Source organism: Rhodovulum adriaticum, from assembly GCF_004345735.1.
GTDB classification, from domain to species: Bacteria; Pseudomonadota; Alphaproteobacteria; order Rhodobacterales; family Rhodobacteraceae; genus Rhodovulum; species Rhodovulum adriaticum.
This window is the reverse complement of sequence record NZ_SLXL01000001.1, coordinates 554,514-580,696: the sequence shown is the minus strand read 5'-3', so window position 1 is coordinate 580,696 and position 26,183 is coordinate 554,514. Positions and strand designations below refer to the sequence as shown.

Genomic DNA, 26,183 nt, shown 5'->3' with positions numbered 1-26,183 from the left:
GGGCATCGGCCTGTGTCCCCCTCAGCGATAGCGGCCCCGGCTTAACGGGCCGCTAATGCATAAAATGCGCCCTATTCCGGGATGTCGGACCGCAAAAGGACCAGTTCCAGCCGGTTGTTGCGCGTGGCAATGGGCGGGGTCACGGCAGGTTTGCGGTCGGCGTGGCCGGTGACGCGGACCAGGCGGGCGGGGGCCAGCCCGGCCTCTTCGATCAGGTGGCGCATGGCATGGGCACGGCGGGTGGACAGCGTCCAGTTGGGGTTGTCGACCAGAACCACGGGCCGGGCGCGAACGTGGCCTGCAACCGAAACGGCGTTCGGCACCACGGCAAAGACATCGGCGATGGCGGTGGCGATCTGGCGCAGGATGGGGCGTGGCACGGCACTGCCCGGCTGGAACAGGGGCGCGTCGTCCAGGTCGAACACCTCGACAATCAGGCCCTCGTCGGTCAGGCGGGTGACGATGTGGCGCTGCATCTGTTCGCTGAGCATCGCCTCGCCGCTGCGCGCGGTCAGCCGGTCGGCCAGGTCGCGCAGGGCGCGGGCCTCTTTGCCCTCTACCACCTCAGGTTCGGCCCCGGCCAGGTCGGTGCCCGGGTCGGAATTCCGCAACGCCTGGTCGCCCTGTGCGCCGCCACTGCCGACACGGGCCAGCATTTCGGTCGTGAAAACGCTGTCGCCGCCGAAATTGCCATCGCCGCCACCGGACACGCGGTTCACCGGTACGGTGGGGCTGAAGTAATCGGCGATCCCCTTGCGCTGTTTCTCGGTCGTGGCGTTCAACAGCCACATCAGCAGGAAAAAGGCCATCATCGCGGTGACGAAATCGGCATAGGCCACCTTCCAGGCGCCGCCGTGATGGCCGCTGGCGACGACCACCTTCCTGCGCTTGACGATGATCGGCGCATTGCGGCCCTGTGTCATGTCTTCCCCTCGATCACCCGCCCGCAACACAGGTTAGGGGGGACCGCTGAACGGCGCCTTAACGTTTAGAATACGCGCGATTTCCGGGGGCAATGTGTTTAGAAGACGGACGTTCGCGCGGTCAGCTTCGTGCGCCCTGCCAGACTGGGCATTCACCCTAGGGCTTCACCCTCGCCGCATCTGCGAATGTCATTCGATGAAGGGGGAATGGCTGCCCTTCTTAGATATTTACGGGCTTATGTAGCAAGCGCACCAAGCCGCTCGAAGGGCTGAGCGGTGATTGAGGCGCTCCTAATCGCTGGAATTTCCGCTCTCACAGGCGTGGAAGTGCGGCCCGACACCAGCAAGGCGGCCACCGTATGCAAATCTGAATCTGGTTTCGTGCCATTCATCGAAGACATCTCGGTACACCACACGTCCTTGAATATATGCCGCACACGCGGCGCCGCGCCTGATTTCGAGCAATGCGCCTTCAACATCGCCCCGAAGCCTCTGGCTGGTGGTTACCTCCGCCCCAGGACTAAGCGTTGTTCTAAATCCATGATGACTTGTGGGCATGGGGCGTTCGTCGGGCAATGGGTAACTGGCAAAGAAGGCCTCACTAATCACGCCGAGATCAAATGCGGGAGAAAGCCCGCTATTATGAATTCCAACCGAGAGCAAGATGCAGTCGTCGGAGAGTTTTTCAAAACCTGTGCTGGTTGTTCCAACGTAGGCGCGGACTTGTTTTTTCCCAATTTCACGTGTGACGGCAACAGCCGCTTGAGCCGCCTCATTGGCTTGTCGAGTGAGGCGCAACGTCCACACCAAAAGGCCAGTGCCAACCCCAACAAAACCGACGCTCAGCGCCGAGACCCAAAGCAGCCACCACGTAGCCTGTTCTATAGACTGGGTGGCGCGGTTCATGCCCTCTTGGGCTACAAGGTCGCGCTCCTGCAGCTTGCGGTCTATGGTTTCGCCGCGCTTGCGGGTTTCGGCGGCTTCCTCGCTTTCGATGATTTGAACGGGGAGAGAAAACGGCTCGGCCTGATCACTTTGTTCGGCGGTGCCAGCCTCAGCTCTTTGAGCTTCACCATGCTCATTGCTGGTATGTTGGCCAGTCGCGGCTGATGCCGTGAGACCTAATCCAATCGCAATTGAAGAGAGCCAATGGCGGTAAGGCATTGAAGCAAATAGGCCGCCGAGAACTTGCCGCGTGACAGCTTGTTCCTGACATTGGCCTCCTTCTCGCTGATTCCAATATCAGCCAGCTTCTCAACGAGCTGGGCGTATGTCACCCCCTGGCGCTTCAGTTCAGACTTTAGGAGGTTCGCCGCCTTGGCCTCCCAATCCGTTTTTTCAGCCACGCATCACCCATCTGTCTAAATGTATCGTATTTGATACTTATGCCCTTGTAAGGGATACGTCAACGCACTATATATGATGCATAAGCATCGGATATAGTGACAATGGCCCAACACTTCCTTCTCTCTGCTGCGTCCCGCACTCTCAGCCTGCGCCAAATCTACAAGGCGGGCGAGGATGCCGCCTATCAGACCTTCTGCAAGATGCGCTGGCCCGAGACGGACGGTCAGGCCGTGTTCCCCCGCTGCGGCTGCTGTGAGACCTATGACATCGCTACCCGCCGCAAGTTCAAGTGCAAGGCCTGCCATCACCAGTTCTCGGTGACGAGCGGCACGATCTTCGCCAGCCGCAAGATGGACTTCGTGGACCTGCTGGCCGCGATCTGCATCCTCGTGAACGCCTCCAAGGGCGTGTCCATGGTGCAGCTGTCCCGCGATCTGGATTGCCAATACAAGACCGCCTTCGTCCTGGCCCATAAGCTGCGCGAGGCCATGGCCCAAGAGGTTCACACGGGCGAGGTTCTGGACGGTCATGTTGAAATCGACGGAGCCTATTTCGGGGGGCACATTCGCCCCGCCAACGAGAAAGCCGAACGGGTGGATCGCCGCCGCAAGGAACACCAGACCGGCAAGCGCCGCGTTGTCGTCGTCTTGCGCGAGCGTAAGGGCCGGGCGCTGCCCTTCGTGACCATGGCCGAGGCCGAGGGCGTCGATCTGGCGAAAGAGCATGTCAGCCGCACCGCCACCATGTCGGCCGATGAGGCGTCCCATTGGGACTTGCTGCATGCGGGCTGGCCGGTGGACCGTGTAAACCATTCGATCTGCTACAGCGACCACGGCAAGCACACCAACATGGCCGAAAGCTATTTCTCCCGCCTGCGCCGCATGGTGGTCGGTCAGCACCACCACGTCAGCCCGCGCTACCTGCACCAGTATGCAAACCACGCCGCGTGGCTTGAGGACAAGCGCCGGGTCAGCAACGGCGGGCTGGCAATAACGCTGGCGGCGAATGCGATGGGTGCGCCGGTCAGCCGGACGTGGGCAGGGTACTGGCAGCGAGCGGCGTAACTAGATGCTGTTGGGGTATAACGGGAACACCGCTAGACTCGCTAAGTGATTCATGTTATCGCAAAAAATTGAGGCGGTCAGGTGTGGAAGACCTGCCGCCTCTATTCTCAACCAGCCGGGTCGGGCTGGGCTATGTGATCACCTCTTTCGTATGACAGAGGGGAGTCACTCAGTCAAGCCACGATCCGGCCTCATCATAGGAGGCCGCCTTGGCCCAACTTACCGCTGCGCTCGTGCGCGAACAGGGGGTGACTTTTGCAGTCGCTCTAGTCAAGAATCACGTTCTGAACTCTCCGACGACAGCCGATCAGATGATACAATCCGTAGCGCATGCTTTGGGTTGCCCTCTGGTCGTGCTGATGGGGGAGAGCAATCAAAAACTGCGAGGCAACCGTCAGGACGTTGTGAAATTCGTGTCTCGGGTTCACCCATCCCGCCTGCCGTGGAAAAAGTGGACCATTTAACTATGGTCTGATCAAGCAAGGCCAGCGCGTCCAGTAAGGCTTTGCGGCACTGGGCGCGTTCTTGAGGGTTCATGGTGACCTGAACTTGGTCGTCGCGGCCTACCCACAGCGCCAAGTCACCATCAATTTCGAGTTTAAGGTCCATGTGCACTTCTCTGATGCCAAACCGATAAGGTAGCAATAACAAAAAGTTCGGCAAAAATTCGGCGCTACGGGGCCAGCCACAACCGCCCTTCATGCTTTACCGTGCCCGCCTTCTTCATGCGGTTCAGGGCGATATAGGTCCGCTTGTAAGCGGCCTTGTAAGGCAAGTCGCCGCTAACCCTCTTGGTAATCTCCAGGCCTGTCAAAGGCCCGTTGCGTAGAGCCTCAAGTATAGCCCGCTGCAGCTCACCACGCTTGTAGGATTTGGGTACTTTCTGAGGCGTGGGAAGCGTTTCAGGGTCAACGCCAAGCCCCCTGAGCAATGCGTCTGCATGTTCGACCCCCGGCAAGCCCTCTCGTATAAGGCGGCACCGTAAGAAGTGCAGGCCGGACACGAGGCTTTCGTCTTTCCAGGGCCTGTAATAATATCGCGTCATGTGCGCAGGATAGCCTAACAGGCTGATTTTGTGCGCGTTCGTGATGGTGCGCTTGATACATAAGCCCGGGTATTTAGCTTGTATCCGATATGGGTCGGTTCAAAACCCAGCCGGTCATAGAAGCGGTGGGCATCTGGCCGGGCCTTGTCCGTGGTGAGCTGAACCAACGAACACCCATGCGCCCGGCATTCGCTGATCGCCCACGCAAGCATCGCCTCGCCAAGCTTGCCGCCCCGACGATCGCGCGCGATCCGCACTGCCTCGATCTGTCCACGCTTGGTGCCATTGCGAGAGAGACCGGGAATAAAAGTGAGTTGCAGGGTTCCGACGATCCGCTGCGCATCCTCGACCACACAAAGAAACTGGTTCGGGTCGGCGTCGATCTCGGCAAATGCGGCCCGGTAGCACGCGTCAGCGGCTGGCAAAGCGTTTTCCCGCGACGCACCAAGCACGTCATCGGCCAGTAGCGCGACAATCGCCTCCAGGTCGGCTGCGGTTGCCCGGCGGAAATGCGGTTCACTCATGCGTTTACTGGCCTCTCTCTTCATTGCCGACGGCGTCCATGGGTGTTTTGGGTCGGGCACGATCATGCCACCGCGGCTGGTTCAACGCACCAGCTGCGCCGCCGACATGCCGTGCGCCAGCTGCCAAAGGCGCCGGCGAAAGGCCACAAGACAGAGCGCAGCGATAAGCAGTTCAACGACAAGGGCGCCGATGACGCTGGCGGACGGCATCCCGTCCACCGCAAGCCCAACCAGCCGCCCGACCGGGAAAGAGATAAAGACCGTCAGAGCCGCCGCCATGCCAATCGGCAGGATCGCATGCCGCCAGACCCCGAACAGCATCAAAAGGCCGAACCCCACAAGACCGGCACCGGGTGCCCGCAATTCGCTGAGCAGATCAGCGTTTGCGCCGAGCGTGATGCCGTAGCCCGCGTAAAAGGTGTGCGGCATCAACAGGATGCAAGCGCCGATGGTCAACGCCGTGAGGCCGGAAAGACCGAGCGCAATCTTTTCAAGCAGGGTGGGTCTCATGTCATGCTCCATTCATCGGGGGGTCAGGCGGCGGTTGTCCAGGCGCCGGTTCGGGCGGCAGCCTGCGCAAAGTCGCCAAAGGCGCGGGGGCCGCGGCCCAGTGCGCGCATCACGCCGTCCGTGGTGTGGGCGTTTCGCCCGTCCAGCGTTTCGCGCGCGATGGCGGTGAAAACGTCGGCGACAAAGGCACCGCCCACCTGCGCGATGTTTGCGTGGAACTCCTCAAAGCTGATCGGAATATGCCGGATCTCGCGCCCGGTGGCCTGCGAAAGCTCTGCCGCCATGTCTGCAAAGGACATCAGCCGCGGGCCCGTCACCTCGTAGAGTGCGCCTTTGTGGCCCCCTTCGGTCAGCGCCGCGACGACGACATCGGCAATGTCATCAATGTCAATGATGGGTTCGGCGATATCACCGCCGGGCATCGGAAGGACACCCGCCAGAACCGGATCGCGCAGATAACCTTCGGAAAAGTTCTGCGCGAACCAGGCGGCCCGAACGATGGTAAAGTCGACGCCTGCATTGCGGACCACCTCCTCGCCCAGCCGCGCATGGTGTTCGCCGCGACCAGAGAGCAGCACAAGGTGCTCGACGTCGACATCGCGGGCCGTCTCGCAGAGCGACTCGAGCTTTTCCACCGCGCCGGGAAAGGCGAGATCAGGGAAGTAGGTGGCATAGGCCGCCCGCGCCCCGCGCAGGGCCGGGGCCCAGGTCTCTGGCGCCTCCCAGTCGAAGGGGGTTGCCGAGCTGCGCGAGCCGCGGCGCACGGGCAGGCCCCGTGCCTCAAGGTGGGTGGCGACGCGGCGGCCGGTCTTGCCGGTTGCGCCGATGATGAGGATCGGTTGGTCTTTCATGGGGGCCTCCCTGGCGTGGATATCGGTCACCAAGGGATAGCGGCACGGGTGCCGTGCGGTATTGACCGACGACGCCAGCCTTTTGACCGCCGTCGCCAACGCAGCCGTCAGTGGCGAGAGATCGCCCTGCGATAGGTCGCGGGGGTCGTGCCGACCCAGCGCTTGAACGCGCGGGTAAAGGCGCTTTGCTCGGAGAAACCGGTAAGGAAGGCGATTTCGGCCAGGGAATGGGTCTGGTCCCGCAACAGCCCCTCGGCAAGGTCGCGGCGGGTTTCCTCGGTCAGGCCCTGAAAGGTCATTCCGTGCTCGGACAGGCGCCTGTGGAAGGACCGCGCACTGAGTCCGAGGCCGCTTGCGATCTCGGTCATCTTGGGTGCCCCCTCGCTAAGGGCCTGGGCGATCGCGGCTTTCGCCTGCATGACAAGGTCGGGTTCCCGGGTGATCTCTGACAGTTTCGCGTCGAGATGGGTGGTCAGGTAGTGCGAAATCCCCTCGTCCCCGAGGATATTGGGCCGGGCCAGCATCTCGTCTGCATAGAGGATCGCGTCGAGATCCGCGCCAAAGCGCACCGGGCAGCCGAACCACTCCTCATGCGCGGCGACCCGGCGCGGGGCAGGATGCCGGATCAACACCTCCACTGGCGTAAGCGGCACCGGGCAGACCTGCCGTGCGATGGACACGGCGCTGGCAAGGGTCGCCTCGTTCGACAGGCGCATCCCCAGCCGCCGTTCGCCCGCCCGATGCAGGATGAAAAGCGTGCCCCCGGTCGCCGGTCGCAGCTCGTATTCCGCGACGCTGGACCAAAGGCGCGCATAGCGTTCCACCCGCGCATGGGACGCCTCCAGCGTCGTTGCCGCCTTGAACGCCAGCCCAAGCGCGCCGTATTCGTCAAGCCGCATGGACGCGCCCGTGCGCACCGGCAGGTCGGTCGCGTCGATCTGATCGGCGATCCTCTCAAGCATGTCGTAGTAGCGCGCGGCCGGAACCATCTGCCCGGGGTCCAAGGGGGCGTCGGGGGCGATCCCGACGCTGGCCAGCATCGCCGCCGCATCAACCCCACTGCCCGCAGCGGCGACAACCTTGCGCGCAAAGAGCGATGTCACATATCCCATGCCCCGCAGTGTAAGCTGCGCCTGGTGAACCGCCAAGCGCGCAGGGGATCGGGGCGCGGGGCGGACTGAACGCTCAACGCAGCAACAGTCCCGCCCCGACAAGGCCCATAACGCGCCCGACATCGCCGATATTCGTCACCGCGCTGTCATAGCAGGCCAACGCATCCCCGGGCAGCAGATAGGGATCGAAATCGTCACGGTCGGCGCGCTGGCGCATTTCCTCGATCCGACGCTCGATCACGACTGATACGTCCGTGATCGGGTTACGCGAGAAAAGCGCCGCAGACCTGTCCGCACTGGTGGCCCGCGCGCCGCCAATACAATTGGCGTTAGCCACCCCCTGCATCAGCCTTGTGCCATAGGGCACCTGCCTTGCCTCGCGTCCAATGGCCGACGGCGCGTTGCCGGTGGCGGGCTGGGTCAGGTTCGACAGAAACAGCGTGATACCCGGCGGGCTGATCGGGCTGGGCACCATCAGGTGGTCCTGAAAACAGCCGCGGCTGGGCACCAGAATCTCGTCGCCGGTGGCCAGCATGACATCCTCAAAACCGCGGCCCTGAATCACCGGGCGCAGGTCCAGCAGATAGCTGCGCCCCTCGCGCCGCAATTCGACTGCCGAAAGGTCGGCATCGGGCCGCACGCCCCCGGCCTGGCGCAGGGCCACGGTCAGGTTGCGCCCCTCGGTCGAGGCCCCGCGCGCGGCCTGGCGGCGGCCATCGACCTGATCGCCCGGAACGCCGCCGATATCGACCGGACGCGGTTCGAACACCGCGCCGGTCACCGCGACGCGCACCGGCGCGTAATCCGTGATGAGGAGGGAAACCCTTGGCCCGTCGTTGAAAAAACCGCCATTGCGCAGCGCATCGCGGATGTCGCGCGCGACATCGTCGGGGGTGCGGCCCTGGGCCGGGATCGGTGCGACGAAGGGCAGTTTCAGGTGCCCGTCGCGGGACACCACATAGCTGCCGGTGAATTCCTCATCGCCTTCCACCTGCAATTCGACCAGATCGCCGCGCGACAGAACCTCTTGCAGCAATTCGGGCGGAACGACCCCGCCCGCCTTGGCCCCCATCGCGCCAAGCGGCGGGCGGCACGATTCTGCGTTCATCCGGGCCGAGTGCAGGGTGGCCGGTCCATCCGGCGGCGTGCCCGGTGCGCGATACTGCGCCTGATAGGCCCCCGTCGTATCGGGATCCTCGATATTGGCAGGGGCGCCGGACGGGCCACAGGCACCAAGCGCCATCAGGGCGATAGCGGAGGCGACAAAGAGGACCGGGCGAGTCGTGGACAGCATGAGCGCCTTGTTTCCGCCAATCACGGAAAACACAATAATCCCGACGACCGGCGGCGTCTATCCGAAGGGATAGGGGCCTGCCCCTCGTGGTGGCGCACCTGTCCGTCGGCGGGCAGGCGGGACCGGGGCGTTGCGCGTATCTGCTTGGCGCAAGCGCAATCGCCCGGAGTGCCCCCAATGCCCAGACCGCTGGCCAATCTCGGCCCCTTCGCTCGAAACCTGTTCGCCTACGGCGCGTCCGAGGCGGCGTCCAAGGCGTCGCGGCTGCTGGTGGTCATCGCGGTGGCCCGCGTGCTGGATCCGGCGTCCATCGGTCTGGCGGCGGCGGCGCTGGCAGCCTCTGACATCCTGAAGGCGCTGACCGAAAACGGTGCGGTGCAACGCATCATCGCGGCCCGCCGCGAGGATCTGGAGGCCACCTGCGCCACGGCACAGCGCATCTTTTGGGCGTGGTGCCTGGGGTTGTTCGCGTTGCAGATGGGGGTGGGGGCTGCGCTGTATGCCACGGGCGGCTCGGTGATGCTGTTCGCGCTGATCGCGATCCTGGCCTGCGAATACCTGTTCATGCCCGCAGGGCTGGTTCAGGTCGTGCTGGCCATGCGCGAGGGCAAGCTGCGCCAGACCGCCACCATCGCAGGTGCCCAGGTCGTGGGCGCCAACCTGATGTCGGTGCTGCTGGTTCTGATCTGGCCGGGCGCCGTGGCGCTGGTGTTGCCGCGGCTGTTGTCGGCGCCGATCTGGCTGATCGCCGTGCGCCGCCTGCGCCCCTGGCGCCGCGACCGGGCCGCTGGCTTCGCGCCGCTGCGCCCCTTCATCGGCTATGGCTGGGCGGTTCTGGGGGTAGAGATCGTCAAGGCCGCACGGTTCCAGGCGGACAAGCTGGTCGTCGGCGCGCTGATGGGGGCCGAGGTTCTGGGCCTTTACTTCATGGCGTTCAATGCCGGGCTGGGGCTGGCCAGTTCCTTTGCCATGGCGTTTTCGCAGGTGCTGTTCCCGCATCTGTGCGCCAGCGCGGACCGGGGCGCCGCGCTGCGCGGGGCCCTGATCCTGTCGGTCGGGATCATCACGCCGGTGGTGGTGCTACAGGCGCTGGCCGCGCCCCTGTATGTACCGATCCTGTTCGGCCCCGGCTGGGATGGCATCGCCGAGGTCGTATCCATCCTGTGCCTGGCCGCAATCCCCGGCGTGATCTGGTCGGCGGCGGCCAACTGGCTGCGCGCCGAGGGCCGCCCGCAGGTGGAATTCGCCGCCACCCTTGCGATGACCGCCGCGCTGATCGCCAACACCGTCCTGATGGCCCCGCACGGGCTGGTGGCGCTGGCCACGGGCTATCTGGCGGTCGCCACGGTGACGCAACTGGGGGCGGCCGCGCGGCCCCTGGCCAGCGCCCTTTTCCCCGCCCTGAAGGAGGTCTGAGAGATGCCGAAATTCTCTGTCATCATCCCCTGCTACAACGCCGCCGCGACGCTGCCCGACACGCTGGCCAGCCTGCGCGCGCAGACCTGCCCCGAATGGGAGGCCATTTGCATCGACGACGGATCGACGGACAACACCCGCGCGATCCTGCGCGCCGCAGCCCAGGCCGATCCGCGCATCCGCTGGTGCCCCAACCCCGGCAAAGGGCCCAGCGCCGCACGCAATCACGGCGCCCTGCACATGGCGGCCGGTGCGGTCGTTGCCTTTCTCGATGCCGATGACCTGTGGGTGCCGGAACGGTTGGCGCGGCTGAACCACGCCTTTGCCGACCGCAGCCTTGCCGCCAGCTATGCGCGGATCGCGTTCTTCCGCGACCGGCCCCGGGACGCCACGGTCTTCTCCACGGTGCCGGCGGGCGATCTCAGCGTGCCCCGGCTGTTGGGGGAAAACCCGGTCTGCACCATGTCGAACATCGCCGTCCGGCGCCCGGTCTTTGCCGCAACAGGGGGATTCGAAGAAACGCTTGTCCATAACGAAGACCTGGAATGGCTGATCCGCCTTGTGGGCTGTGGTCATCGCGTGGCTGCCATAAACGCGGTGCTGGTCCATTACCGCACCAGCGCCGCAGGGCTGTCGGCCGATCTGGGCGCCATGGCGCAGGGCCGGCAGGCCGCGCTGGCCACCGCCGGGCGCCTAGGGTTCACGCCCCGCCGCCGGGACGAGGCGATCCACCTGCGCTATCTCGCGCGCCGCGCGCTGCGGCTGCAGGCCGGGCGGCTGGTGGCGCTGCGGCTGACGCTGGCCGGGCTGCGCGCCAGCCCCGCCGGTTTCCTGTCCGACCCGCGCCGGGGCGGGCTGACCGCGCTGGCCGCACTTGCCACCCCGATCCTGCCGCGCCGCCTGTCCGGCGCGCTGTTCGCCCGTTGACCCCTTACAGGAGACAAACGATGCCCAAAGCCTCGATCGTCGTACCCGCCTATAACGTCGCCGAAACGCTGCCCGAAACGCTGAGCTCGCTGCTGGCCCAGACCGCACAGGATTTCGAGATCGTCGTAGTCGATGACGGGTCCACCGATGCCACCGCCGAGATCGTCCAGCGCCTGTCCGACCCGCGCATTCGCCTGATATCGCAGGAAAATCGCGGGCTGGCGGGGGCACGCAACACCGGCATCGCGGCCGCGCGCGGCGCCTATATCGGCCTGTGCGACGGCGACGATCTGTGGCGCCCGGGCAAGCTGGCCGCCCATATCGCGCATCTGGATGCCCGACCCGAGGTCGGGATCAGCTATTCCGGGTCCGAATTCATCGACGCGGCCAGCCGCCCCCTGGGCGTATTCCAGCGCCCTCGGCTGCGCGGCGTCGATGCCGCCCATCTGTTCAGGCGCAACCCCATCGGTAACGGCTCTGCCCCCGTGCTGCGCCGGGCGATGCTGGACCGGGTGGCCTATCGCCCCGCCGGGGAAACGCAGCGCGACTGGTGGTTCGACGAAACCTTTCGCCAGTCCGAGGATATCGAGATGTGGCTGCGCCTGGCCCTGACCACCGATTGGGAGGTCGAGGGCATCCCCGGTGCGCTGACGCTTTACCGGGTGAATGGCGGGGGGCTGTCGGCCAATACCGGCCGCCAGCTGGCGGCGTGGGAACGCATGGTGGAAAAGCTGGCCCCGCTGAACCCGGCGTTTTTCGCGGCACATGCCCCGGCCGCGCGCGCCTATCAGTTGCGCTATCTGGCCCGCCGCGCGGTCAGCGACGGGGACGGCCCGCGCGCCCGCGATCTGGTGCTGCGCGCGCTGGCCTGCTCCCGCCGTCCGCTGGCCGAGGAACCGGCCAAGACCCTGACCACCTGCGCAGCCGCCGCCGCGCTGACCCTTCCGGGCGCGGCACGCCTGGGCCGGATCGCCACGCAGAGGCGCCTTTCCTATCCCAAGGGATAGGGCGCTGCCCCTCCTGGCCGTGCGCCTGTCCGTCGGCGGGCAGGCGATCGGGACGGGGACCGGCTAATCCTTTCAGGGCCGCGCCCCCCGTAAATACCCGGACCGCCGGCCCATCGAACACCCACCCGTCAAGGAGCCCTAGACATGACCCTGCCGACCATCCTTCACCTTGTCGACGACGCCTCTGCCGGGGGCGTGATGCGGATGCTGTCCCATATCGAAACCGCACCGGACTTTGCCCGGTTTGCCCGCCACCGGGTCGAGGTCGTATCGCGCAGCCGGATCGGCGCGCGGCGCGAGGGCGCCGACATGATCGTGTCCCACCTGTCGGTGAACTGGCGCAACCTGCCGGCGCTGATGACCCTGCGCGCCCGCCATCCGGGCCTGCCGCTGGTCCATGTGGAACACAGCTATACAGAGGGCTTCACCGCCCTGAACGTGCCGCGCAAGGGGCGGTTCTTTACCCTGTTGCGCACGGCCTATTCCCTGTTCGACAGCGTGGTGGCGGTCAGCGCGGGACAGGCCGACTGGATGACGCGGCGCGGGCTGGTGTCTGCCGATGCACTGACGGTGATTTCGCCGGCGGTCGGGCTGGGGGCTTTCACCGCGCTGCGCCCGGTCTATCACCCGCCGCAGGTGATCGGCGCGATCGGTCGGTTCGACCGGCAAAAGGGGTTCGACATCCTGATCGCGGCCTTCCGCAAGGTGGAAAACCCGGCCCTGCGCCTGCGCCTGATCGGCGACGGCCCCGAGCGCGCCGCGCTGCAGGATCTGGCCGCGGGCGATCCCCGGATCACCTTTGCCGGGTTCGCGCCCGATCCCGCCGCAGCCATGGCCGGGGTTGAGGCGGTCGCCATGCCCTCACGCTGGGAGGCCTACGGCCTGGTCTCGCTGGAGGCCCGCGCGGCAGGCCGCCCGCTGCTGACCGCGCGGGTGGATGGCCTTGCCGATCACGCGGCTGCCGGTGCCACGGCGGTTTCCGGGCAGGGCGTCGATGCCTGGGCCGAGGCGCTGCGAAACCTGACCGATGCCGACGCCCCGGTGCGCATCGCGGTCGCGGAGGCGCGCGCCGATGCGGCCCGGGCCGAGGCCCGGTTCGCCGAAAGCTGGTCGGCGCTGGTGACAGCGCTTGTTTCTGGCGGGGACGCGGCGCAGCAGCGGGATCTGGCACAGGCCGCCTGAGCCCAACAAGAAAAGCACCGGAAAAGGCGCGCCTGCGGGCGCGCCTTTTTGTATTGGGCGTGGGGCTGGTCTGCCGGGCAACGGGGGGGGTTGGGGCGTGTGGCGGTGCGGCCGGGCCGGGCAGCTCAACGCACGACCGGCATGGCGGGACAGGGTTTGACCGTTGATGTGGCGGCGGGCCGGAAACGCGGCCTGTCAGGCCGTGACGCCCTGGGGGACCGGCGCCCGGCGCTCATCGGCCAGTTCGCGTGCATGCAGGCCCAGAATGATCAGGCCGGGCCACATCATGTAGGCCTCGATCTCGATATTCTCGCCCATCGACAACAGGACCAGCGTCATCACGATCCCCAGCGGCAGCCGCCCGCGCGGGCCGCGCGCAGCATCGATCAGGGCCAGTCCCGTCTGCCAGACCAGCGGCACCAGCAGCGCCAGAAACCCGATCAGCCCCTTGACGAACAACAGCCCCCACCAGGTGTGGTGGCTGCCGATGGGCATGTATTCCACCAGATGCGGCCCCGGCGCGACACGGCCATGGCCGAACCAGAAGGCCTCGTTTTCCCAGCGTTCGCCGGCGATCCGCTGCAAGGTGGCGCGCACCCGCGTACTGTCGGCCCGCGCGCCCTTGAAGGCGGCAACGCCGTCGGACACCAGCCGGATCAGCGCAGGGCCAAGGGCCGCCAGCGCCGCCGTCAGCGCCGCGACCACCTGCCAGGCCCAGCCGCGCAGGATCAGCGGCATCATGCGCGGCCCGATCGTGCAGGCCACCAGCCCCACCAGCCCCATGCGCGATTTCGACATCAGGATCATCAGCGTGCCCGCCGCGATCCCCGCCGCGCGCCAGCGGTTGTCCTTTTCCTCTAGCGCGAACAGCACCATCACCACGCCCAGCAGCGCGGCAAAGGGCGACCAGGGCGCGTAGAACTGCCAGCGCGGCGTCCAGGACGACGGATCGAAGGTAAAGAAATAGACGCTGAAATATTCCGGCCCCGGCCCGCCCACGGCCTTCAGCGGCGAGGTAAAGATGCGTTCGGGCAGGCCCAGATAGGGGGCGGCCGCCAGGATCGGTATCAGCGCCAGCGTCCACAGGCCGACGATGCACTGGCCACGGATCAGAACCTCGCGCCGGATCGGCAGCACGGCGCCCGCCAGCGGGAACAGCGCCATCAGCGCCCAGCCCTTGGCCCAGCCGATCGATGACTTGATCGTCTGTTTCAGGCCCATATCCCAGTTCACATGCCCGGCCCAGAGTGCGACCAGCATCAGCGCCATGCCTGCAAACCATCCCCAGACGACCGGCGGCACCGGGCCGGTCGCCCGCAGATCGGCCCGGATCGCGGGCCCCAGATACAGCGACAGCGCCGCCAGCCCGCCCAACAGCCAGGCCAGGACCGGCCCGACCACGTAAAGCGCGCCCAGGAAATAGAACGGCCACGTCCAGGCAAGGGTGCGCAGCACCAGCGCCTCGGCCGGGTTCTGCGCACGCAGGGGGGCGGGGCGGATCACCCCTGATCCCCGGTGTGCAGCAGCCGGTCGATCAGCGGGCGGCGCAGCCAGCCCATCGCCAGCCCGATCAGCACCATAAAGGTGGCCGCCACGCCCGCGGCAATCGCCAGCTTCTTGCGCGGCGAAGACGGCGCATCGGGCAGCGAGGGGTTTTCCAGCACCTGCACCAGCGGATAGGAGGCATAAAGATCCACCTTGGAGGTCTGGCTGCGCGCCATGGCCGAGGCAAAGACCGCCTCTGCCACGGCGAAATCGCGTTCCAGATCCTCCAGCCGGGCAGCCGGGCCGATCAGGTCCAGCACCCGCGCATCCGCCCTGGCCAGCCGAGCGCGGGCGCTGTCCACCTCGGCGGCCAGCCCGGCGCGTGCGCTTTCCTCGCGCACCAGCTGGGCCAGCAGTTCAACCCGCCCGCCGGCGGGCGACAGGTCAAGCATCTGAACCTGAACCAGGTTCAGACCTGTAATCGCGGCGGCGCGCTGCTGCGCCTTTCGCTTCGTGGCTTGATGATCGCTATGTGCGGCACGCAGGGCGGGATGGTTCGGGCCGTATTTGCCCTCGGCCTCGGCCAGCGCGCCGGCATGGGCGGCCATTTCGGCGATGATGGCGTTGAATTCGGCATCCGCGTGCAGTTTCAGCGTCGCCGCAGCCCCTGCCGCGTCGATGCCCAGTGTCGCGCGCAGCACCTCGACCGCGCGCGATTTCTCGACCAACGCCTGTTCCAGCGCCGCCAGGTCGGCGCGCAGCCCGTCGGCCTCGCCCACCAACGTTTGATACTGCGCGGCGTTGATCAGGCCGGTTTCGCGTTGCAGCCGGGCGATTTCCTCGCGCGTGGCCGCGACCGAGGCGCGGTAATCCTCCAGGGCGCTGCGCCCGCCATCCTCGCGCACGGCCTGTTCGTCGTTTCGCAGGGCGTCAATCTCGGTAAAGAAGGCCGCCAGCAAAGCATCAGCCCGTGCTTGCGCATCGGCAGGCGAATTGCCGGTCATCTGGACATGGATCAGCCCGGTCTGATCGACCAGTTCGATGCGGGGCTTGCCGAAATCGGTCTTGGGCATGTCCATGCTGCCGGCTGCGGCCCCCAGGATGCGGTCGGCGGCAAGCAGGCGCTTGTAGGTCTCTGTCGGGCTGACCGAGGGGCTGGAAAACGGCGAATTGGCGTAGGACGACGCCTGCCCGATCCGGTCCAGATTGACCGACGCGCTGGCCCCCGATCCGGGCAGGATCAGCGACAGCCCCGAGGTGTAGCGCAGCGGCGCAGTTTCCAGGTAACTGAGGATCGGCGCCCAGATCGCGGCACCGGCCAGCAGAAAGACCCCCGCATAGCGGGGCAGCCGCCCCGGATCGCTAATTCGCCCGCCGCGCAGCAACCGCAGTGCCTTGATATCACGCAAGCGGGTCCGCAGGACGCGGGGAAACCGGACCCCACGCAGCGGGGCAGGCGGGGCAATGTCGGCATTCAGGGTCATGGCATCTCTCATTGGGGAGAGAGCTAGACGTTCGCGCACGATCCCGTCAGACCCGCCGGCGGATAGCCTGTGGGGCAAGCGGCTGGCGGGCTAGCCGTTCGGATAGGTCAGGCGCCTAGAAAAGCCCTGCATCCTTGGCGATCATGGCCGCCTGGGTCCGGTTGGATGCGCCGATCTTTCGATACAGCGTTTTGACGTGCAGCTTGATGGTCGGTTCCTGCAGGTCCAGGTCGCGGGCGATTTCCTTGTTGGATTTGCCCTCGGTCAGCCCCTCCAACACCTGCAACTCTCGCTTCGACAGCTTGTCCGCCAAGGCGTTTCTGGGGGCGTCCTCTGCGGCGGTCATGAAATCAAGCGGCGCGTATTGTTCACCCATCGCCATGAACCGCACCGCGTTGACCAGCGACTTTGCGGCCAGCGTCTTGGGCAGGAACCCCGCGGCACCCGCGGCCAGCGCCTTTTCGGCGATCTCACGCGTGGCCACGCCAGACATCAAGGCGACGCGCTGCCCTCCGCCATGGACAAGCGCCCGGTCCAGACCCGACAAGCCGTTCATTCCAGGCATGTTGAAATCCAGCAGCACCAGGTCAAAGGCCGTCTCGCCGTCGATCAGCGACAGGGCCGCGTCCAGATCGCCGACGCTGGCCGTTTCGATATCGGGCTCGGCATCGAGGAACGCCACAAGCGTATCGCGCAACAGATCGTGGTCATCGGCAATCAGGATCTTCATCTTTGCCTGTTCAACCTTTCACACGCTCACCGTGTGCCAACGATAATACGAACCCGCCGCAGTCGCCACGCGAAATCGCATGCCCGCATCAATGCCGCCGCTGCCGTCGTCCGCCAGCGGTGTGAAAGGGGCATCCGATCAGGCAGCACGGGCTGTCCAAACGGATGGGGCCGGTCACGCCTTGCTAGGTCGCTGCGCCATCCGCGCTGGCGAACTCTCCGGGCGCTCCGTTGAGCGTGGGGCGCAAGACCGGCACGCTGCAAGGCATCGAAACCCGTGAGGATGCCCCCGATGAACGCCATGATCGACAGTCCCAGCCCGGTCGCGAACCGTCCCACTGCCGTTGCAGCGTATCAGGGTGCGTCGTTTTTCGGTTTGCCCCTGCTTGACGCCACCCCGCAGGCGGCGGTCGATCTACTGCTGGACGACACCCGCCGCCGGGTGGCCTTCCTCAATGCGCATTGTGCGAATGTCATGGTCCGCGACACGACCTATGCCGATGCGCTGCACGGTGCCGATCTGGTTCTGCCCGACGGGATCGGGGTGGAGATCGGCGTGCGTATGGCCGGGCAGCGGCTGGCGGGCAACCTGAATGGCACAGACCTGACACCGCGCCTGCTGGCAGAGGCCGCGCGGCGGGGGCAAAGCGTGTTCCTGTTCGGGGCCGCGCCCGGTGTGGCCCAGGCCGCCGCCAACCGGCTGGCCCGGGATATTCCGGGCCTGCGGATCGCGGGCACGCGGGACGGGTTTGACGGCGCCACAGACGAGGCCGCCGCCATTGCCGCGATCAACGCCTCGGGGGCCGATATCCTGCTGGTGGCAATGGGTGTGCCCCGTCAGGATGTCTGGCTTGCCCGCAACGCCGACCGCCTGGCCCCGGGCCTGTGCCTGGGCGTGGGGGCGCTGTTCGACTTTCTTTCGGGCCGCGTCGCCCGCGCACCGCTGCCCTTGCGCCGTGCGCGGCTGGAATGGGCCTGGCGGCTGGCGATGGAACCGCGGCGTATGGCCGGGCGCTATCTGGTGGGCAACGTGACCTTCATGGGGCGGGCTGTCGCGCATGCGGTGCGGGTTCGCAGCCAGCAGGGCGACATCCTGCGCCGCCTGCTGGATCTTGCCGTGGCCGGGGGCGCTGTTGCGGTGCTGGCGCCGCTGCTGGCGCTGGTGGCGCTGGCGATCCGGCTGGACAGCCGCGGGCCGGTTCTGTTCCGCCAGACCCGCGTGGGCAAGGATGGCGTGCCGTTCCAGGTGCTGAAATTCCGGTCCATGCATATCGATGCCGAGGCCCGGCGCGCCGCGCTGCTGGCGCAATCCGACCGTCAGGGCGTCTGCTTCAAGGCGCGCAACGATCCGCGCGTCACCCGCATCGGCCGGTTGCTGCGCCGCTATTCCATCGACGAGCTGCCGCAGATATTCAACATTCTGCGGGGCGAAATGTCCGTTGTCGGCCCGCGCCCAGCCCTGCCGCAAGAGGTGGCCGCCTATCCCCCGCGCGCCCATGGCCGGCTGGCCGTGCGTCCGGGCCTGACGGGGATCTGGCAGGTGTCCGGCCGTGCCGACATCGGCTTTGACAAGATGATCGACATGGACCTGGCCTATGCCCGCTCGCGCAGCGTGGTGCTGGATATCCTGCTGATCGCGCTGACCTTCCGCGCCGTCCTGACCGGGCGCGGCGCCTACTGATCCCTCAATTCCATACAGAAAGGACTGACCCCATGACCCGTATCCGCAAGGCCGTCTTCCCCGTTGCCGGGATGGGCACCCGTTTCCTGCCCGCCACCAAATCGGTGCCCAAGGAAATGCTGCCCCTGATCGATCGCCCCCTGATCCAGTATGCCGTGGACGAGGCCCGCGCCGCCGGGATCGAAGAGTTCATCTTCATCACTGCCACCGGCAAGGGCGCGCTGGAGGATTACTTCAGCACCGCCGCCGCGCTGGAACGCCGTTTGCAGGATGCGGGCAAGCACGACGCCCTGGCCGCGCTTGGTCCCTCGCGCATGCCAGAGGGGCGGCTGACCTTTCTGCGGCAGGATCATCCCAAGGGGCTGGGCCACGCCGTCAGCCTGGCACGGCACCTGATCGGCGACGAACCCTTTGCCGTGCTGCTGCCCGATGACGTGATCCGCGCGGGGCGTCCCTGTCTGTCGCAGATGGCCCAGGCCCATGCGGGCACAGGGGGGCACATGGTCGCCACGATGGAGGTGCCCCGCCACCGGACCGGGGCCTATGGCGTTCTGGATGTTGCGCGGCTGTCGGGCAGGTTGGCCCATGCGCGCGGGCTGGTGGAAAAGCCGCATCCCGATCACGCGCCCTCGGCGCTGGCGGTCATCGGGCGGTATATCCTGTCGCCCAGCATCTTTGACCGGCTGGCCGAGATCCCGACCGGGGCAGGCGGGGAATTGCAGCTGACCGATGCGATTGCCGCCGATCTGCCCTACCGCGCGGTAAGCGGTTACCGGTTCGAGGGCGAACGTTACGACTGTGGCTCGGTCCCCGGATATCTGGAGGCCACGGCCGCCTTTGCGCTGGATCGCCCGGACCTGGCAGACGGGTTCGCCGATTTCGTCGCCGGGCGCCTTGCACCGCAGGCGCGTGCGGCCTGACAGGATCGCGCTGCCCTGGCCAAAGCGGGCCGGGGCATCAGTCGCGAGAGCGCAGGGCGGACAATGCCCCGCAAAGCTTGTCCAGATCCACCGGCTTCGCAAAAACGCCCCGCACCCGGCCGGGGCCGACCCGGGGATCCGACAGACGGCGGGCCAGGGCGGTGACCAGAAAGACCGGCACCTCGGGGGCGAGTTTCGACAACCGTTCGACAACATCGCCCCCCGTCATGCCCGGCATGTCGTAGTCGGTGATGACGGCGGACCAGTCCTGGGGGCCCTCTGCCACCGCTTCGACCCCGTCCTGCGGCATGTCGCAGACGGCAACCTCTGCCCCGAAGGTTTCCAGATAGCTTTGCAGCACGTCGGCCACCTCGGGCTCGTCGTCGATGACCAGAATGGTCATGCCGCTCAGGTCGTGGCAGGCGCCCGGCGCAGGGGCTGCGTCCGCCATCCGCGCCTCTGGCTGGCAGGGCCAGTAGATCGTCACCGTGGTCCCCGTCCCCGGTGTCGAGGCGATATCCAGGCCGCCGCCAATGGCACCCAGCTGCATCCCCACGATGGCCAGACCCAGCCCCGTACCTTCGCGCCCCTTGGTGGTGAAATAGGGTTCCATGGCATGTAGCAGAACATCCTCGGTCATACCCTTGCCGGTATCGCCCACCCGGATGCGCGCATAGCGGTCTGTTTCGGGCAACAGGCCCGACAGCAGCAGCATCGGTTCCTCTGGCTGGAACGCGTCCACCTGCACGCGGATGTGCCCGGCCTCGCGGCCAATCGCATCGCGGGCGTTGAACACCAGATTGACCACGGCCTGGTGCAACTCGCTGGAGTCGCCGCGCATCAGCAGCGGCTGGGGCGTTATATCGACCTCCAGCCCGACCTGCGACGGCAGGGTCGGCGCGACCAGCGCTTCGAGATCCGACAGAACGCTGCGCAACTCGAACGTGCCGCGTGCGGGGGCTGGTGCGCCAAGATCCAGCAGGCGGTTGACCAGCCGCGCGGCCCGCGTTCCGGCAGACGCAATACGTTCGGCATGGCTGCGCACCGCGTCATGCCGGGTGGGGTCCATGGTGATAAGCGTGGCCGACCCGTTGATGGCCGACAGCAGGTTGTTGAAATCATGCGCGATGCCAGAGGCCAGCTGGGCCACCGCCTCTTGCCGCTGGGCGCGGATCAGGGCGAGTTTCAGATCCTCTTCGCGCGCTTCGGTTTCCAGCCGTTCGGTCACATCGCGGATCACGATCACAAAGCCATTGCCGTCCAGGCGCGATGCGGTGATCTCGTGGGTACAGGTCTTGCCATTCTGGTCGCGGTGCAGCGTCAGTTCAGCCTCACCGGCGACCCTGACCTCGGGCACATCCACATAGCGGCCCATCCATTTGCGGCCGAGCGCATCCGGCGGCTTGGCAAATCCCAGCAGCGCCGCCGCCGCCCCGTTGAGGTAGAACAACCGCCCGTCATGGTCCGTGATCGCGATGCCGTCCCGGGCGGCCTCGATCGCCGCAAGACGTTGTTCCAGCAGCATCTGGGCGCTTTTCAGAGGGGTGACATCAGTAGCCGACACCACAATCGCCCCGTCGCCCAGGCGCGCCGCCCGCATCAGCAGGCTGCGCCCGTCGGGCAGGTCGACCTCACGCCCCGAGGGCAGCGCGGCCAGGGCGTCCAGATCGGGGGTTTCCAACAGCCGCGTAACACGGCCCGGCATCGTGCGCGCCGCACGCAGATAAGCGTTCCAATTCTCGGCAAAACCCGTATCGGGGCACCAGTCCGGGCCAGCCGCGGGGAACAGGTCCGATGTGGCCGCATTGGCGAACACCACGCGCCCGGCCGGGTCGAGCACCAGGAACGCATTGTCGGTCGCGGCCAGGGATTGTTCCATGCGGGCGCGAGTGCGGTAGCGGTCCTCTTCGGCGGCGATGCGTTCGGATACGTCGTTCTGGGTGGCGACCAGGTGGCTGACCGTGCCCGCCGTGTCGCGCACCGGAAACAGCGTCAATTCGTTCCAGAATATCTGTCCCGATTTCCTGCGGTTGCGCAGCAGGAACCGGCCCGACCCGTTTTCCGCAACCGTGCGGCGCAGACGCGTGCGCTCTGGCGCGTCGGGCGGCTCGGCGTTCAGGATGCGGCAATTGGTGCCCAGCAACTCTTCAGCCAGATAGCCTGTCAGGCGTTCGAAGGCCGGGTTTACATAGACCAGCGGCTTGTCCGGGGCTTGCGCGTCGGAAATCGCCACGCCCGACGACGAACCCTGGATCGTCGCCGCAAGCAGGGCGTTTTCGGCGGCCAGCGTCTTGGCCTGCAGGGCGCGCACGGCCAGGCCCGCCAGACGCTCGGCCAAATTCAATGCCTCCTTGGCAAAGCGGTGAGGCGCCGCCCGCAGGCACAGCAACACGAAACAGTCCCCACCGGCACCGCGGAACGGGGCCACCAGCATCCCGGCATAGCCATCCAGGCAAATATCGCCGCCCCAATCCCCGACCAGCGCCAGATCGGCCAGGTTGCGTGCCCGGGCGGTCAGGTCCAGGGGCGGATGCAATTCTGCGCCCACCCATGCCGCGCGATCCGCGGCAACCACGCGCGCCGATCCCGCACCGGCAGCGTCAAGCAGCATCGCGTGATCGGCCTTCGCCCGGTCCCGCAGCGACGCGAAAATCGAATCGAGCCTGTCCTGCGGCGTGGCCGCCATCGAAAAGGCCTCGATGCACGCCAGCAGATCCTTCGTCTCGCGTAATGCCTGCGCTTCCCGCTCTTGCAGGAGTTGCAGTTCGAGCAACGCTTCGCGCAGGCGCTCGTCCTCGGCCATCGCGGACCCCTTCGGCTTCCTAGCCGAAGATTATGCAGGAGATCATCAGATTGCCATGGCGATTGCCCATCCCCAGGATGGGACCCTGTTCGCCGAAGGTGAACACCGCCAGGAAGGGCGCGCCCTGCAATTCCGCGTTTACACTCGCGACCACGTCCTCCAGATGATCGCGCACGCCCAGCATGCAGCCGCCACAATAGACCATCAGCGCCCCGGCCACATCTTCTGTCGCGATCCCGCCGGCCCGCCGGGCCAGGGCCGCGACCCGGCCCGCGCGCGCCGTCAGCCCCTCGACCGAGCCGCACATCTGGGTCAGAACCTCGCCCTCTTCGACATTGGCGAACAGATCGATGGCCCCCGACCCATGCGCCGCAGCCGGGTGGGCCAGCAGGTATTGCGGCACGCCGCCCGTGTCGCTGATTTCGCGCCCCAGCGGCCAGAACGTGCTTTGCGCCAGGATCGGCTGGGTATCCGTTTCGGACGGGACAGGATCGGGCAGGCCCGCGCCGCCGGTCCAGTCGCGGTACACATCCAGGGCCGGCCGGTCGTCGATCTCCAGAATACGCCGCCCCTCGGCGCGGGTGACCCGGCCGGCATGGGCGGTGGGCGCATAACCGTTCTGATAGGCGAAAGAGACGCGCGCGGTCGGAAACATCACCGCCACCAGAACGCCCTCTGTCAGTTTCCGGTTCGTGTCGAAAAGGAACCAGTCGCCCTGGACGGTATCGTCCGCCGCGCTGCCGCCGATGATCGGCACATCTGTCCCGATAACGGCCTCGATCCCGGCCAAAACGGCCTCTTCCTGCCCCGGTGTCGCGGCCATCCAGATCAGTTCGGGTTTCTCGCCCGCCCGGTCCGCCTGTTCCAGCGCGGCGATCGTGGCCTGCCGCGCGGCCTGCGTCGGGTCGCCGGAAAAGGGCCGCAGCGCCGTACCATAGCTGCCGCCGGGGTCGCGGATCACGAAGGCCGACAGGGCCGGTGCCGCGCCATCCTGTGTCACCGTCCCAAGGCAAGAGGTCGCGCCCAGAACAGCGGTACCGTCCATCAACGCCGCCTGCAGCGGGCCGACATCGCACCCACAGGCGCAATGCAGCGACACGAAATCCGGCCTGCCCGGTTCCGACAGGATCGCCTCTGCCAGGGCATTGGCCGTGGCGGCAGACTGCACCGTGATCTTCAAGGCTGACCCCCGTTGTTTGTTCGAGGCACCCTAGCGCATTCGGCGCCGTCGCGATGCGGTGCATTGGTATCGCGCCCTATCCGAAAGGATAGGACGTCAGGCCCCATAGGCCGAGGCGATCATGTGGTTCGACAGGGTTCCGTAAATGGCGGTCCAGGCGGCCTCATCCTCGGGGGTGAAGGCTGGCCCCATCAATTGCTTGAGGGTCGCGATCAACGCCGCCCCGACAGAGGCATATTGCTGCGCGGTCACGCCATAGGCGACATGACGACGGGCCAGATCTTTGGCCGCGGGGAACAGCGTGTCCAGGTCGTCAAGGTGGTCGACGATAAAGGTCATCGTGTCCACAAGCTTGCGCGCTTGCAGGTTGATGTCCGTCTTGAACAGGGATCTGGTCCCCGGATCAATGCGAAAGAGATGTGCATAAAAGGCGCGGCCAGCCTCGTCCGGCATCGCGGCCGCCATCGCCCATCCGCGGCGCACGCGATCTGCATCCGTGACACTGTCTTCCATGCGCATGGCCCTCGATGCTCTTCCACCGGGCAATAAAGACGCGTCCCTTGCCCAGCACAAGGGTTTTGACTGAACCGTAGCCCCCCGATGCACGCTGCACGTCTTGCGCTTTCGGATCTCCTCTTGGATCATCCCGCGCTCCGTTCAACCTGTGGCACTGCGGAAGCCGGTTCATCGGTGGGGTCGCGGAAATCCGGCCCTGAAACGCAAAAGCCCCAAGAAACCAGGGTTTCTCGGGACTTTTCTGCTGAGGGTGGTGCCGGTGAAGGGCAGAGGTAGAGAGAGGAATTTTTTCCGTCTCTGCCAGAAAGACCAATCTTTTCTGCAGGATCCGCCGCAACGGTCGCGGCAGGCGAGAAGACGAACACCTCGGATGTGTGGGGCAGTTTGTGGAGCAGAAAATGGGCAATGCGAACTCGGCTTGTGTGGATGGAATCGAGCGCCGGGGGCGCGTCTACTACATGCGGATCCGGGTGCCGAAACGTTATGCCGAGGTCGAACCTCGACGCGAGATCAACAGGTCGCTCAAGACATGTGACCAGACAGAGGCGCGGGCCCGGTTCGCTGTCGCAATCAAAGCCTTGAAGGCCGACTGGGAGGCCAGGCTTGCTCGCGAGGAAGACGGATCGACGACCAACGCCTTTTCTGGCGCCATCTCGCTACTGGAAGCTTGGGACATGCGATACGTCCCGATGCAAGAACTGGTGCACGGATCGATCACCGATCTTGTGACACGGATTGAGAAAGTCGTGAATTCCGGCGTCCAATCCGCACTTGTTCCTGCGGCTCTCGGTGTCCTCGATTATCCGAAAATCAAGGTCTCTGAAATGCCAGCGATCGTCGAGGAACTGAAGGCAGCGGACATTGCATCAAAGAATGCCAATCAACTTCGGGAATGGCGAAACAAATACATCAATGCCGCAAAGGTTTTTTCCGAGGTTTGCATGGACAAGCCCGTGTGTGACATAACCGAAGCCGATGCAATGAGGTTCTGCAAATACTGGAAAGCACGGCGTGACGGTGGAGAGGTAACCACCAATCACGTCAATAAGCGAATTCGCTTCATGGGGCAGATTGTCGATGCTTACTATTGGAAGTTCGATATTCCGAAAAGTCATCGAAAAAATCCATTTATCGGCCAAGCAATCGAGAAGATTGCATTCGACGATCGAACGAATGATGGGAAGAAGCTTGCGCTACCCGTGGTGTGGGTATCGCGTCTGGTCAGGGGCGAAATGCTCGAGGGCCTGAATGACGAGGCGCGCGATATAACAATTATTGCCGCCGACAGTGGAACGAGGCAGTCTGAGATATATAATTTGCCGGAATCGGATATTCATCTCGACCATCCGATCCCCCACATTCTCTTGCAGACCGTGCGGGACGGCGAACAGAAACGGCAAATCAAGAATACGGCGTCTTTTCGCCCCGTGGTGTTGCTCGGAGCTTCTCTCGAAGCGATGCGCAGACACCCCAGAGGTTTCCCTCGATATCGTGGCAAGGGCAGCTATTCGGGCGCTGTGAACAAGTACTTCCGTGAGAATAACTATTTTCCAAACCCGCCAGAGGGATTGCTCCTTCCCGGCGGTCTAGAGGCGAAATTCTCGATTGGCAGCACCCGGCACACTTTCGAGGATCGCATGCGCTTTGCGAAGCTAACCAACGAGGAGCGCGCCTATCTCATGGGGCATTCGATTGGGAAGGTCCGCGGGCGTCCCGTGTACGGCTCAACCCCTGATTTACGTTTGCGGGCACTTTACCAAGAGATGGTATCTTTCCCCACTGACACTTGGGAGCCCCGCCCAATCGAGGCGCTTCGGAAAGAGATTGATCGTCTTGCCAAGGAATCGGGATTCCGAGTTTAGGGGGCCAAGGACCGTTGACACTCTACATTCAGGGTATATTTTGGAGCATAAAATGTCTGGTGACAGGAAAAAACCATTTAGTTTTTCCGGCACCTTTATTTTGCTCTTTGGAGACGGGATGGACATAGCGATTGGGAGCCCCGAGGATCGCGCCGCCGCTTGGTTCCGCGAAAACGAAGCTGCGCTCTCCATTGAGGCGGATTATATCCGGAGCAGAGGTGTGCCCGGATCGCATCTGACCCTGAACCACCCCAAACCAATGCATGAATTTGACGTCTTTCCGTAAGTGCCTGTGCTTTTTCGCATCCCCGCGCCAGAACA

Annotated in this window: 24 protein-coding genes; 9 read left to right on the top strand and 15 right to left on the bottom strand. The window is 65.5% G+C overall.

The window, feature by feature from the left end; translation table 11 throughout:
* Positions 1-71: 71 nt before the first annotated feature.
* The 3 genes from EV656_RS02695 to EV656_RS02685 form a co-directional block, all read right to left on the bottom strand.
* Positions 72-923, bottom strand: a complete 852-nt coding sequence (locus EV656_RS02695; RefSeq protein ID WP_132599174.1) for a flagellar motor protein MotB — start codon at positions 921-923, stop codon at positions 72-74.
* A 291-nt stretch (positions 924-1,214) separates the two neighbouring features.
* On the bottom strand, positions 1,215-2,087 hold the full coding sequence (locus EV656_RS02690) for a hypothetical protein (protein ID WP_132599172.1): 873 nt from the start codon (positions 2,085-2,087) through the stop codon (positions 1,215-1,217).
* Positions 2,045-2,269 carry a DUF6471 domain-containing protein gene (locus EV656_RS02685; protein ID WP_132599170.1) on the bottom strand — a complete coding sequence of 75 codons (225 nt, stop codon included), beginning with the start codon at positions 2,267-2,269 and terminating at the stop codon, positions 2,045-2,047. The genes EV656_RS02690 and EV656_RS02685 overlap by 43 nt, the downstream gene beginning before the upstream one ends.
* A gap of 102 nt (positions 2,270-2,371) precedes the next feature.
* On the opposite strand from EV656_RS02685, the gene EV656_RS02680 reads away from it, so the two are divergent.
* Positions 2,372-3,334, top strand: coding sequence for an IS1595 family transposase (locus EV656_RS02680; protein ID WP_132599168.1), 963 nt, complete (start codon positions 2,372-2,374; stop codon positions 3,332-3,334).
* A 270-nt stretch (positions 3,335-3,604) separates the two neighbouring features.
* Here the strand turns inward: EV656_RS02680 and EV656_RS02675 are convergent, their stop codons facing one another.
* From EV656_RS02675 to EV656_RS02650, 6 genes are all read right to left on the bottom strand, one after another.
* Entirely contained in the window at positions 3,605-3,943 is a 339-nt protein-coding gene (locus EV656_RS02675; protein ID WP_132599166.1) for a hypothetical protein, read from the bottom strand.
* Positions 3,944-4,393: 450 nt separating this feature from the next.
* Positions 4,394-4,969 (bottom strand): GNAT family N-acetyltransferase, encoded by a 576-nt coding sequence (locus EV656_RS02670; protein ID WP_242468994.1) that lies wholly within the window; start codon positions 4,967-4,969, stop codon positions 4,394-4,396.
* A 15-nt stretch (positions 4,970-4,984) separates the two neighbouring features.
* The gene (locus EV656_RS02665; RefSeq protein WP_132599164.1) at positions 4,985-5,413 is read right to left on the bottom strand and encodes a DUF4345 domain-containing protein; all 429 of its coding nucleotides are present in this window, start codon (positions 5,411-5,413) and stop codon (positions 4,985-4,987) included.
* 23 nt (positions 5,414-5,436) lie between these two features.
* A complete protein-coding gene (locus EV656_RS02660; protein WP_132599162.1) occupies positions 5,437-6,264 on the bottom strand; it encodes an NAD(P)H-binding protein in 828 nt (275 codons plus the stop codon).
* Between the two features lie 107 nt (positions 6,265-6,371).
* A complete protein-coding gene (locus EV656_RS02655; RefSeq protein WP_132599160.1) occupies positions 6,372-7,376 on the bottom strand; it encodes an AraC family transcriptional regulator in 1,005 nt (334 codons plus the stop codon).
* Positions 7,377-7,449: 73 nt separating this feature from the next.
* Complete coding sequence (locus EV656_RS02650) at positions 7,450-8,670, bottom strand: polysaccharide biosynthesis/export family protein (RefSeq protein WP_132599158.1); 1,221 nt, start codon at positions 8,668-8,670, stop codon at positions 7,450-7,452.
* 177 nt (positions 8,671-8,847) lie between these two features.
* Here EV656_RS02650 and EV656_RS02645 point away from each other — a divergent pair, with 177 nt between their 5' ends.
* The 4 genes from EV656_RS02645 (at position 8,848) to EV656_RS02630 (ending at position 13,202) form a co-directional block, all read left to right on the top strand.
* Positions 8,848-10,086, top strand: a complete 1,239-nt coding sequence (locus EV656_RS02645; protein WP_132599156.1) for an oligosaccharide flippase family protein — start codon at positions 8,848-8,850, stop codon at positions 10,084-10,086.
* A gap of 3 nt (positions 10,087-10,089) precedes the next feature.
* The gene (locus EV656_RS02640; protein WP_132599154.1) at positions 10,090-11,013 is read left to right on the top strand and encodes a glycosyltransferase family 2 protein; all 924 of its coding nucleotides are present in this window, start codon (positions 10,090-10,092) and stop codon (positions 11,011-11,013) included.
* 20 nt (positions 11,014-11,033) lie between these two features.
* A complete protein-coding gene (locus EV656_RS02635) occupies positions 11,034-12,020 on the top strand; it encodes a glycosyltransferase family 2 protein (protein WP_132599152.1) in 987 nt (328 codons plus the stop codon).
* 144 nt (positions 12,021-12,164) lie between these two features.
* Complete coding sequence (locus EV656_RS02630; RefSeq protein WP_132599150.1) at positions 12,165-13,202, top strand: glycosyltransferase; 1,038 nt, start codon at positions 12,165-12,167, stop codon at positions 13,200-13,202.
* 195 nt (positions 13,203-13,397) lie between these two features.
* Here EV656_RS02630 and EV656_RS02625 read toward each other — a convergent pair whose 3' ends face one another.
* From EV656_RS02625 to EV656_RS02615, 3 genes are all read right to left on the bottom strand, one after another.
* Positions 13,398-14,705, bottom strand: coding sequence for an O-antigen ligase domain-containing protein (locus EV656_RS02625; protein ID WP_425057159.1), 1,308 nt, complete (start codon positions 14,703-14,705; stop codon positions 13,398-13,400).
* Positions 14,702-16,171: a GumC domain-containing protein gene (locus tag EV656_RS02620; protein WP_132599148.1), complete on the bottom strand. Its 1,470-nt coding sequence runs from the start codon at positions 16,169-16,171 to the stop codon at positions 14,702-14,704. The genes EV656_RS02625 and EV656_RS02620 overlap by 4 nt, the downstream gene beginning before the upstream one ends.
* Positions 16,172-16,286: 115 nt before the next feature.
* Complete coding sequence (locus EV656_RS02615) at positions 16,287-16,901, bottom strand: response regulator transcription factor (RefSeq protein ID WP_132599146.1); 615 nt, start codon at positions 16,899-16,901, stop codon at positions 16,287-16,289.
* 291 nt (positions 16,902-17,192) lie between these two features.
* Between EV656_RS02615 and EV656_RS02610 the strand changes: the two genes are divergently transcribed.
* Positions 17,193-18,581, top strand: coding sequence for a WecB/TagA/CpsF family glycosyltransferase (locus EV656_RS02610; RefSeq protein ID WP_242468995.1), 1,389 nt, complete (start codon positions 17,193-17,195; stop codon positions 18,579-18,581).
* 32 nt (positions 18,582-18,613) lie between these two features.
* Positions 18,614-19,501 carry a UTP--glucose-1-phosphate uridylyltransferase gene (locus EV656_RS02605; RefSeq protein WP_132599144.1) on the top strand — a complete coding sequence of 296 codons (888 nt, stop codon included), beginning with the start codon at positions 18,614-18,616 and terminating at the stop codon, positions 19,499-19,501.
* A 37-nt stretch (positions 19,502-19,538) separates the two neighbouring features.
* On the opposite strand, the gene EV656_RS02600 is transcribed toward EV656_RS02605, so the two are convergent.
* From EV656_RS02600 to EV656_RS02590, 3 genes are all read right to left on the bottom strand, one after another.
* Positions 19,539-22,304 (bottom strand): PAS domain-containing hybrid sensor histidine kinase/response regulator, encoded by a 2,766-nt coding sequence (locus EV656_RS02600; RefSeq protein ID WP_132599142.1) that lies wholly within the window; start codon positions 22,302-22,304, stop codon positions 19,539-19,541.
* A 19-nt stretch (positions 22,305-22,323) separates the two neighbouring features.
* Complete coding sequence (locus tag EV656_RS02595) at positions 22,324-23,484, bottom strand: FIST signal transduction protein (protein WP_132599140.1); 1,161 nt, start codon at positions 23,482-23,484, stop codon at positions 22,324-22,326.
* Positions 23,485-23,580: 96 nt separating this feature from the next.
* Positions 23,581-23,997, bottom strand: a complete 417-nt coding sequence (locus EV656_RS02590) for a globin domain-containing protein (RefSeq protein WP_132599138.1) — start codon at positions 23,995-23,997, stop codon at positions 23,581-23,583.
* Between the two features lie 401 nt (positions 23,998-24,398).
* Here EV656_RS02590 and EV656_RS02585 point away from each other — a divergent pair, with 401 nt between their 5' ends.
* Complete coding sequence (locus tag EV656_RS02585; RefSeq protein WP_132599136.1) at positions 24,399-25,862, top strand: DUF6538 domain-containing protein; 1,464 nt, start codon at positions 24,399-24,401, stop codon at positions 25,860-25,862.
* A gap of 52 nt (positions 25,863-25,914) precedes the next feature.
* Complete coding sequence (locus EV656_RS02580) at positions 25,915-26,148, top strand: hypothetical protein (protein WP_132599134.1); 234 nt, start codon at positions 25,915-25,917, stop codon at positions 26,146-26,148.
* Positions 26,149-26,183 lie beyond the last annotated feature (35 nt).

What these genes read in the sequence shown, in the direction of transcription:
- EV656_RS02640 (WP_132599154.1), top strand. Translation starts at nt 10,090, where the DNA reads ATGCCGAAATTCTCTGTCATCATCCCCTGCTACAACGCCGCCGCGACG.
- EV656_RS02690 (WP_132599172.1), bottom strand. Translation starts at nt 2,087, where the DNA reads ATGCCTTACCGCCATTGGCTCTCTTCAATTGCGATTGGATTAGGTCTC.
- EV656_RS02675 (WP_132599166.1), bottom strand. Translation starts at nt 3,943, where the DNA reads ATGGACCTTAAACTCGAAATTGATGGTGACTTGGCGCTGTGGGTAGGC.
- EV656_RS02600 (WP_132599142.1), bottom strand. Translation starts at nt 22,304, where the DNA reads ATGGCCGAGGACGAGCGCCTGCGCGAAGCGTTGCTCGAACTGCAACTC.
- EV656_RS02615 (WP_132599146.1), bottom strand. Translation starts at nt 16,901, where the DNA reads ATGAAGATCCTGATTGCCGATGACCACGATCTGTTGCGCGATACGCTT.
- EV656_RS02635 (WP_132599152.1), top strand. Translation starts at nt 11,034, where the DNA reads ATGCCCAAAGCCTCGATCGTCGTACCCGCCTATAACGTCGCCGAAACG.
- EV656_RS02645 (WP_132599156.1), top strand. Translation starts at nt 8,848, where the DNA reads ATGCCCAGACCGCTGGCCAATCTCGGCCCCTTCGCTCGAAACCTGTTC.
- EV656_RS02670 (WP_242468994.1), bottom strand. Translation starts at nt 4,969, where the DNA reads ATGATCGTGCCCGACCCAAAACACCCATGGACGCCGTCGGCAATGAAG.
- EV656_RS02585 (WP_132599136.1), top strand. Translation starts at nt 24,399, where the DNA reads ATGGGCAATGCGAACTCGGCTTGTGTGGATGGAATCGAGCGCCGGGGG.
- EV656_RS02605 (WP_132599144.1), top strand. Translation starts at nt 18,614, where the DNA reads ATGACCCGTATCCGCAAGGCCGTCTTCCCCGTTGCCGGGATGGGCACC.
- EV656_RS02590 (WP_132599138.1), bottom strand. Translation starts at nt 23,997, where the DNA reads ATGGAAGACAGTGTCACGGATGCAGATCGCGTGCGCCGCGGATGGGCG.
- EV656_RS02620 (WP_132599148.1), bottom strand. Translation starts at nt 16,171, where the DNA reads ATGACCCTGAATGCCGACATTGCCCCGCCTGCCCCGCTGCGTGGGGTC.
- EV656_RS02665 (WP_132599164.1), bottom strand. Translation starts at nt 5,413, where the DNA reads ATGAGACCCACCCTGCTTGAAAAGATTGCGCTCGGTCTTTCCGGCCTC.
- EV656_RS02610 (WP_242468995.1), top strand. Translation starts at nt 17,193, where the DNA reads ATGAACGCCATGATCGACAGTCCCAGCCCGGTCGCGAACCGTCCCACT.
- EV656_RS02630 (WP_132599150.1), top strand. Translation starts at nt 12,165, where the DNA reads ATGACCCTGCCGACCATCCTTCACCTTGTCGACGACGCCTCTGCCGGG.
- EV656_RS02695 (WP_132599174.1), bottom strand. Translation starts at nt 923, where the DNA reads ATGACACAGGGCCGCAATGCGCCGATCATCGTCAAGCGCAGGAAGGTG.
- EV656_RS02650 (WP_132599158.1), bottom strand. Translation starts at nt 8,670, where the DNA reads ATGCTGTCCACGACTCGCCCGGTCCTCTTTGTCGCCTCCGCTATCGCC.
- EV656_RS02580 (WP_132599134.1), top strand. Translation starts at nt 25,915, where the DNA reads ATGTCTGGTGACAGGAAAAAACCATTTAGTTTTTCCGGCACCTTTATT.
- EV656_RS02655 (WP_132599160.1), bottom strand. Translation starts at nt 7,376, where the DNA reads ATGGGATATGTGACATCGCTCTTTGCGCGCAAGGTTGTCGCCGCTGCG.
- EV656_RS02680 (WP_132599168.1), top strand. Translation starts at nt 2,372, where the DNA reads ATGGCCCAACACTTCCTTCTCTCTGCTGCGTCCCGCACTCTCAGCCTG.
- EV656_RS02660 (WP_132599162.1), bottom strand. Translation starts at nt 6,264, where the DNA reads ATGAAAGACCAACCGATCCTCATCATCGGCGCAACCGGCAAGACCGGC.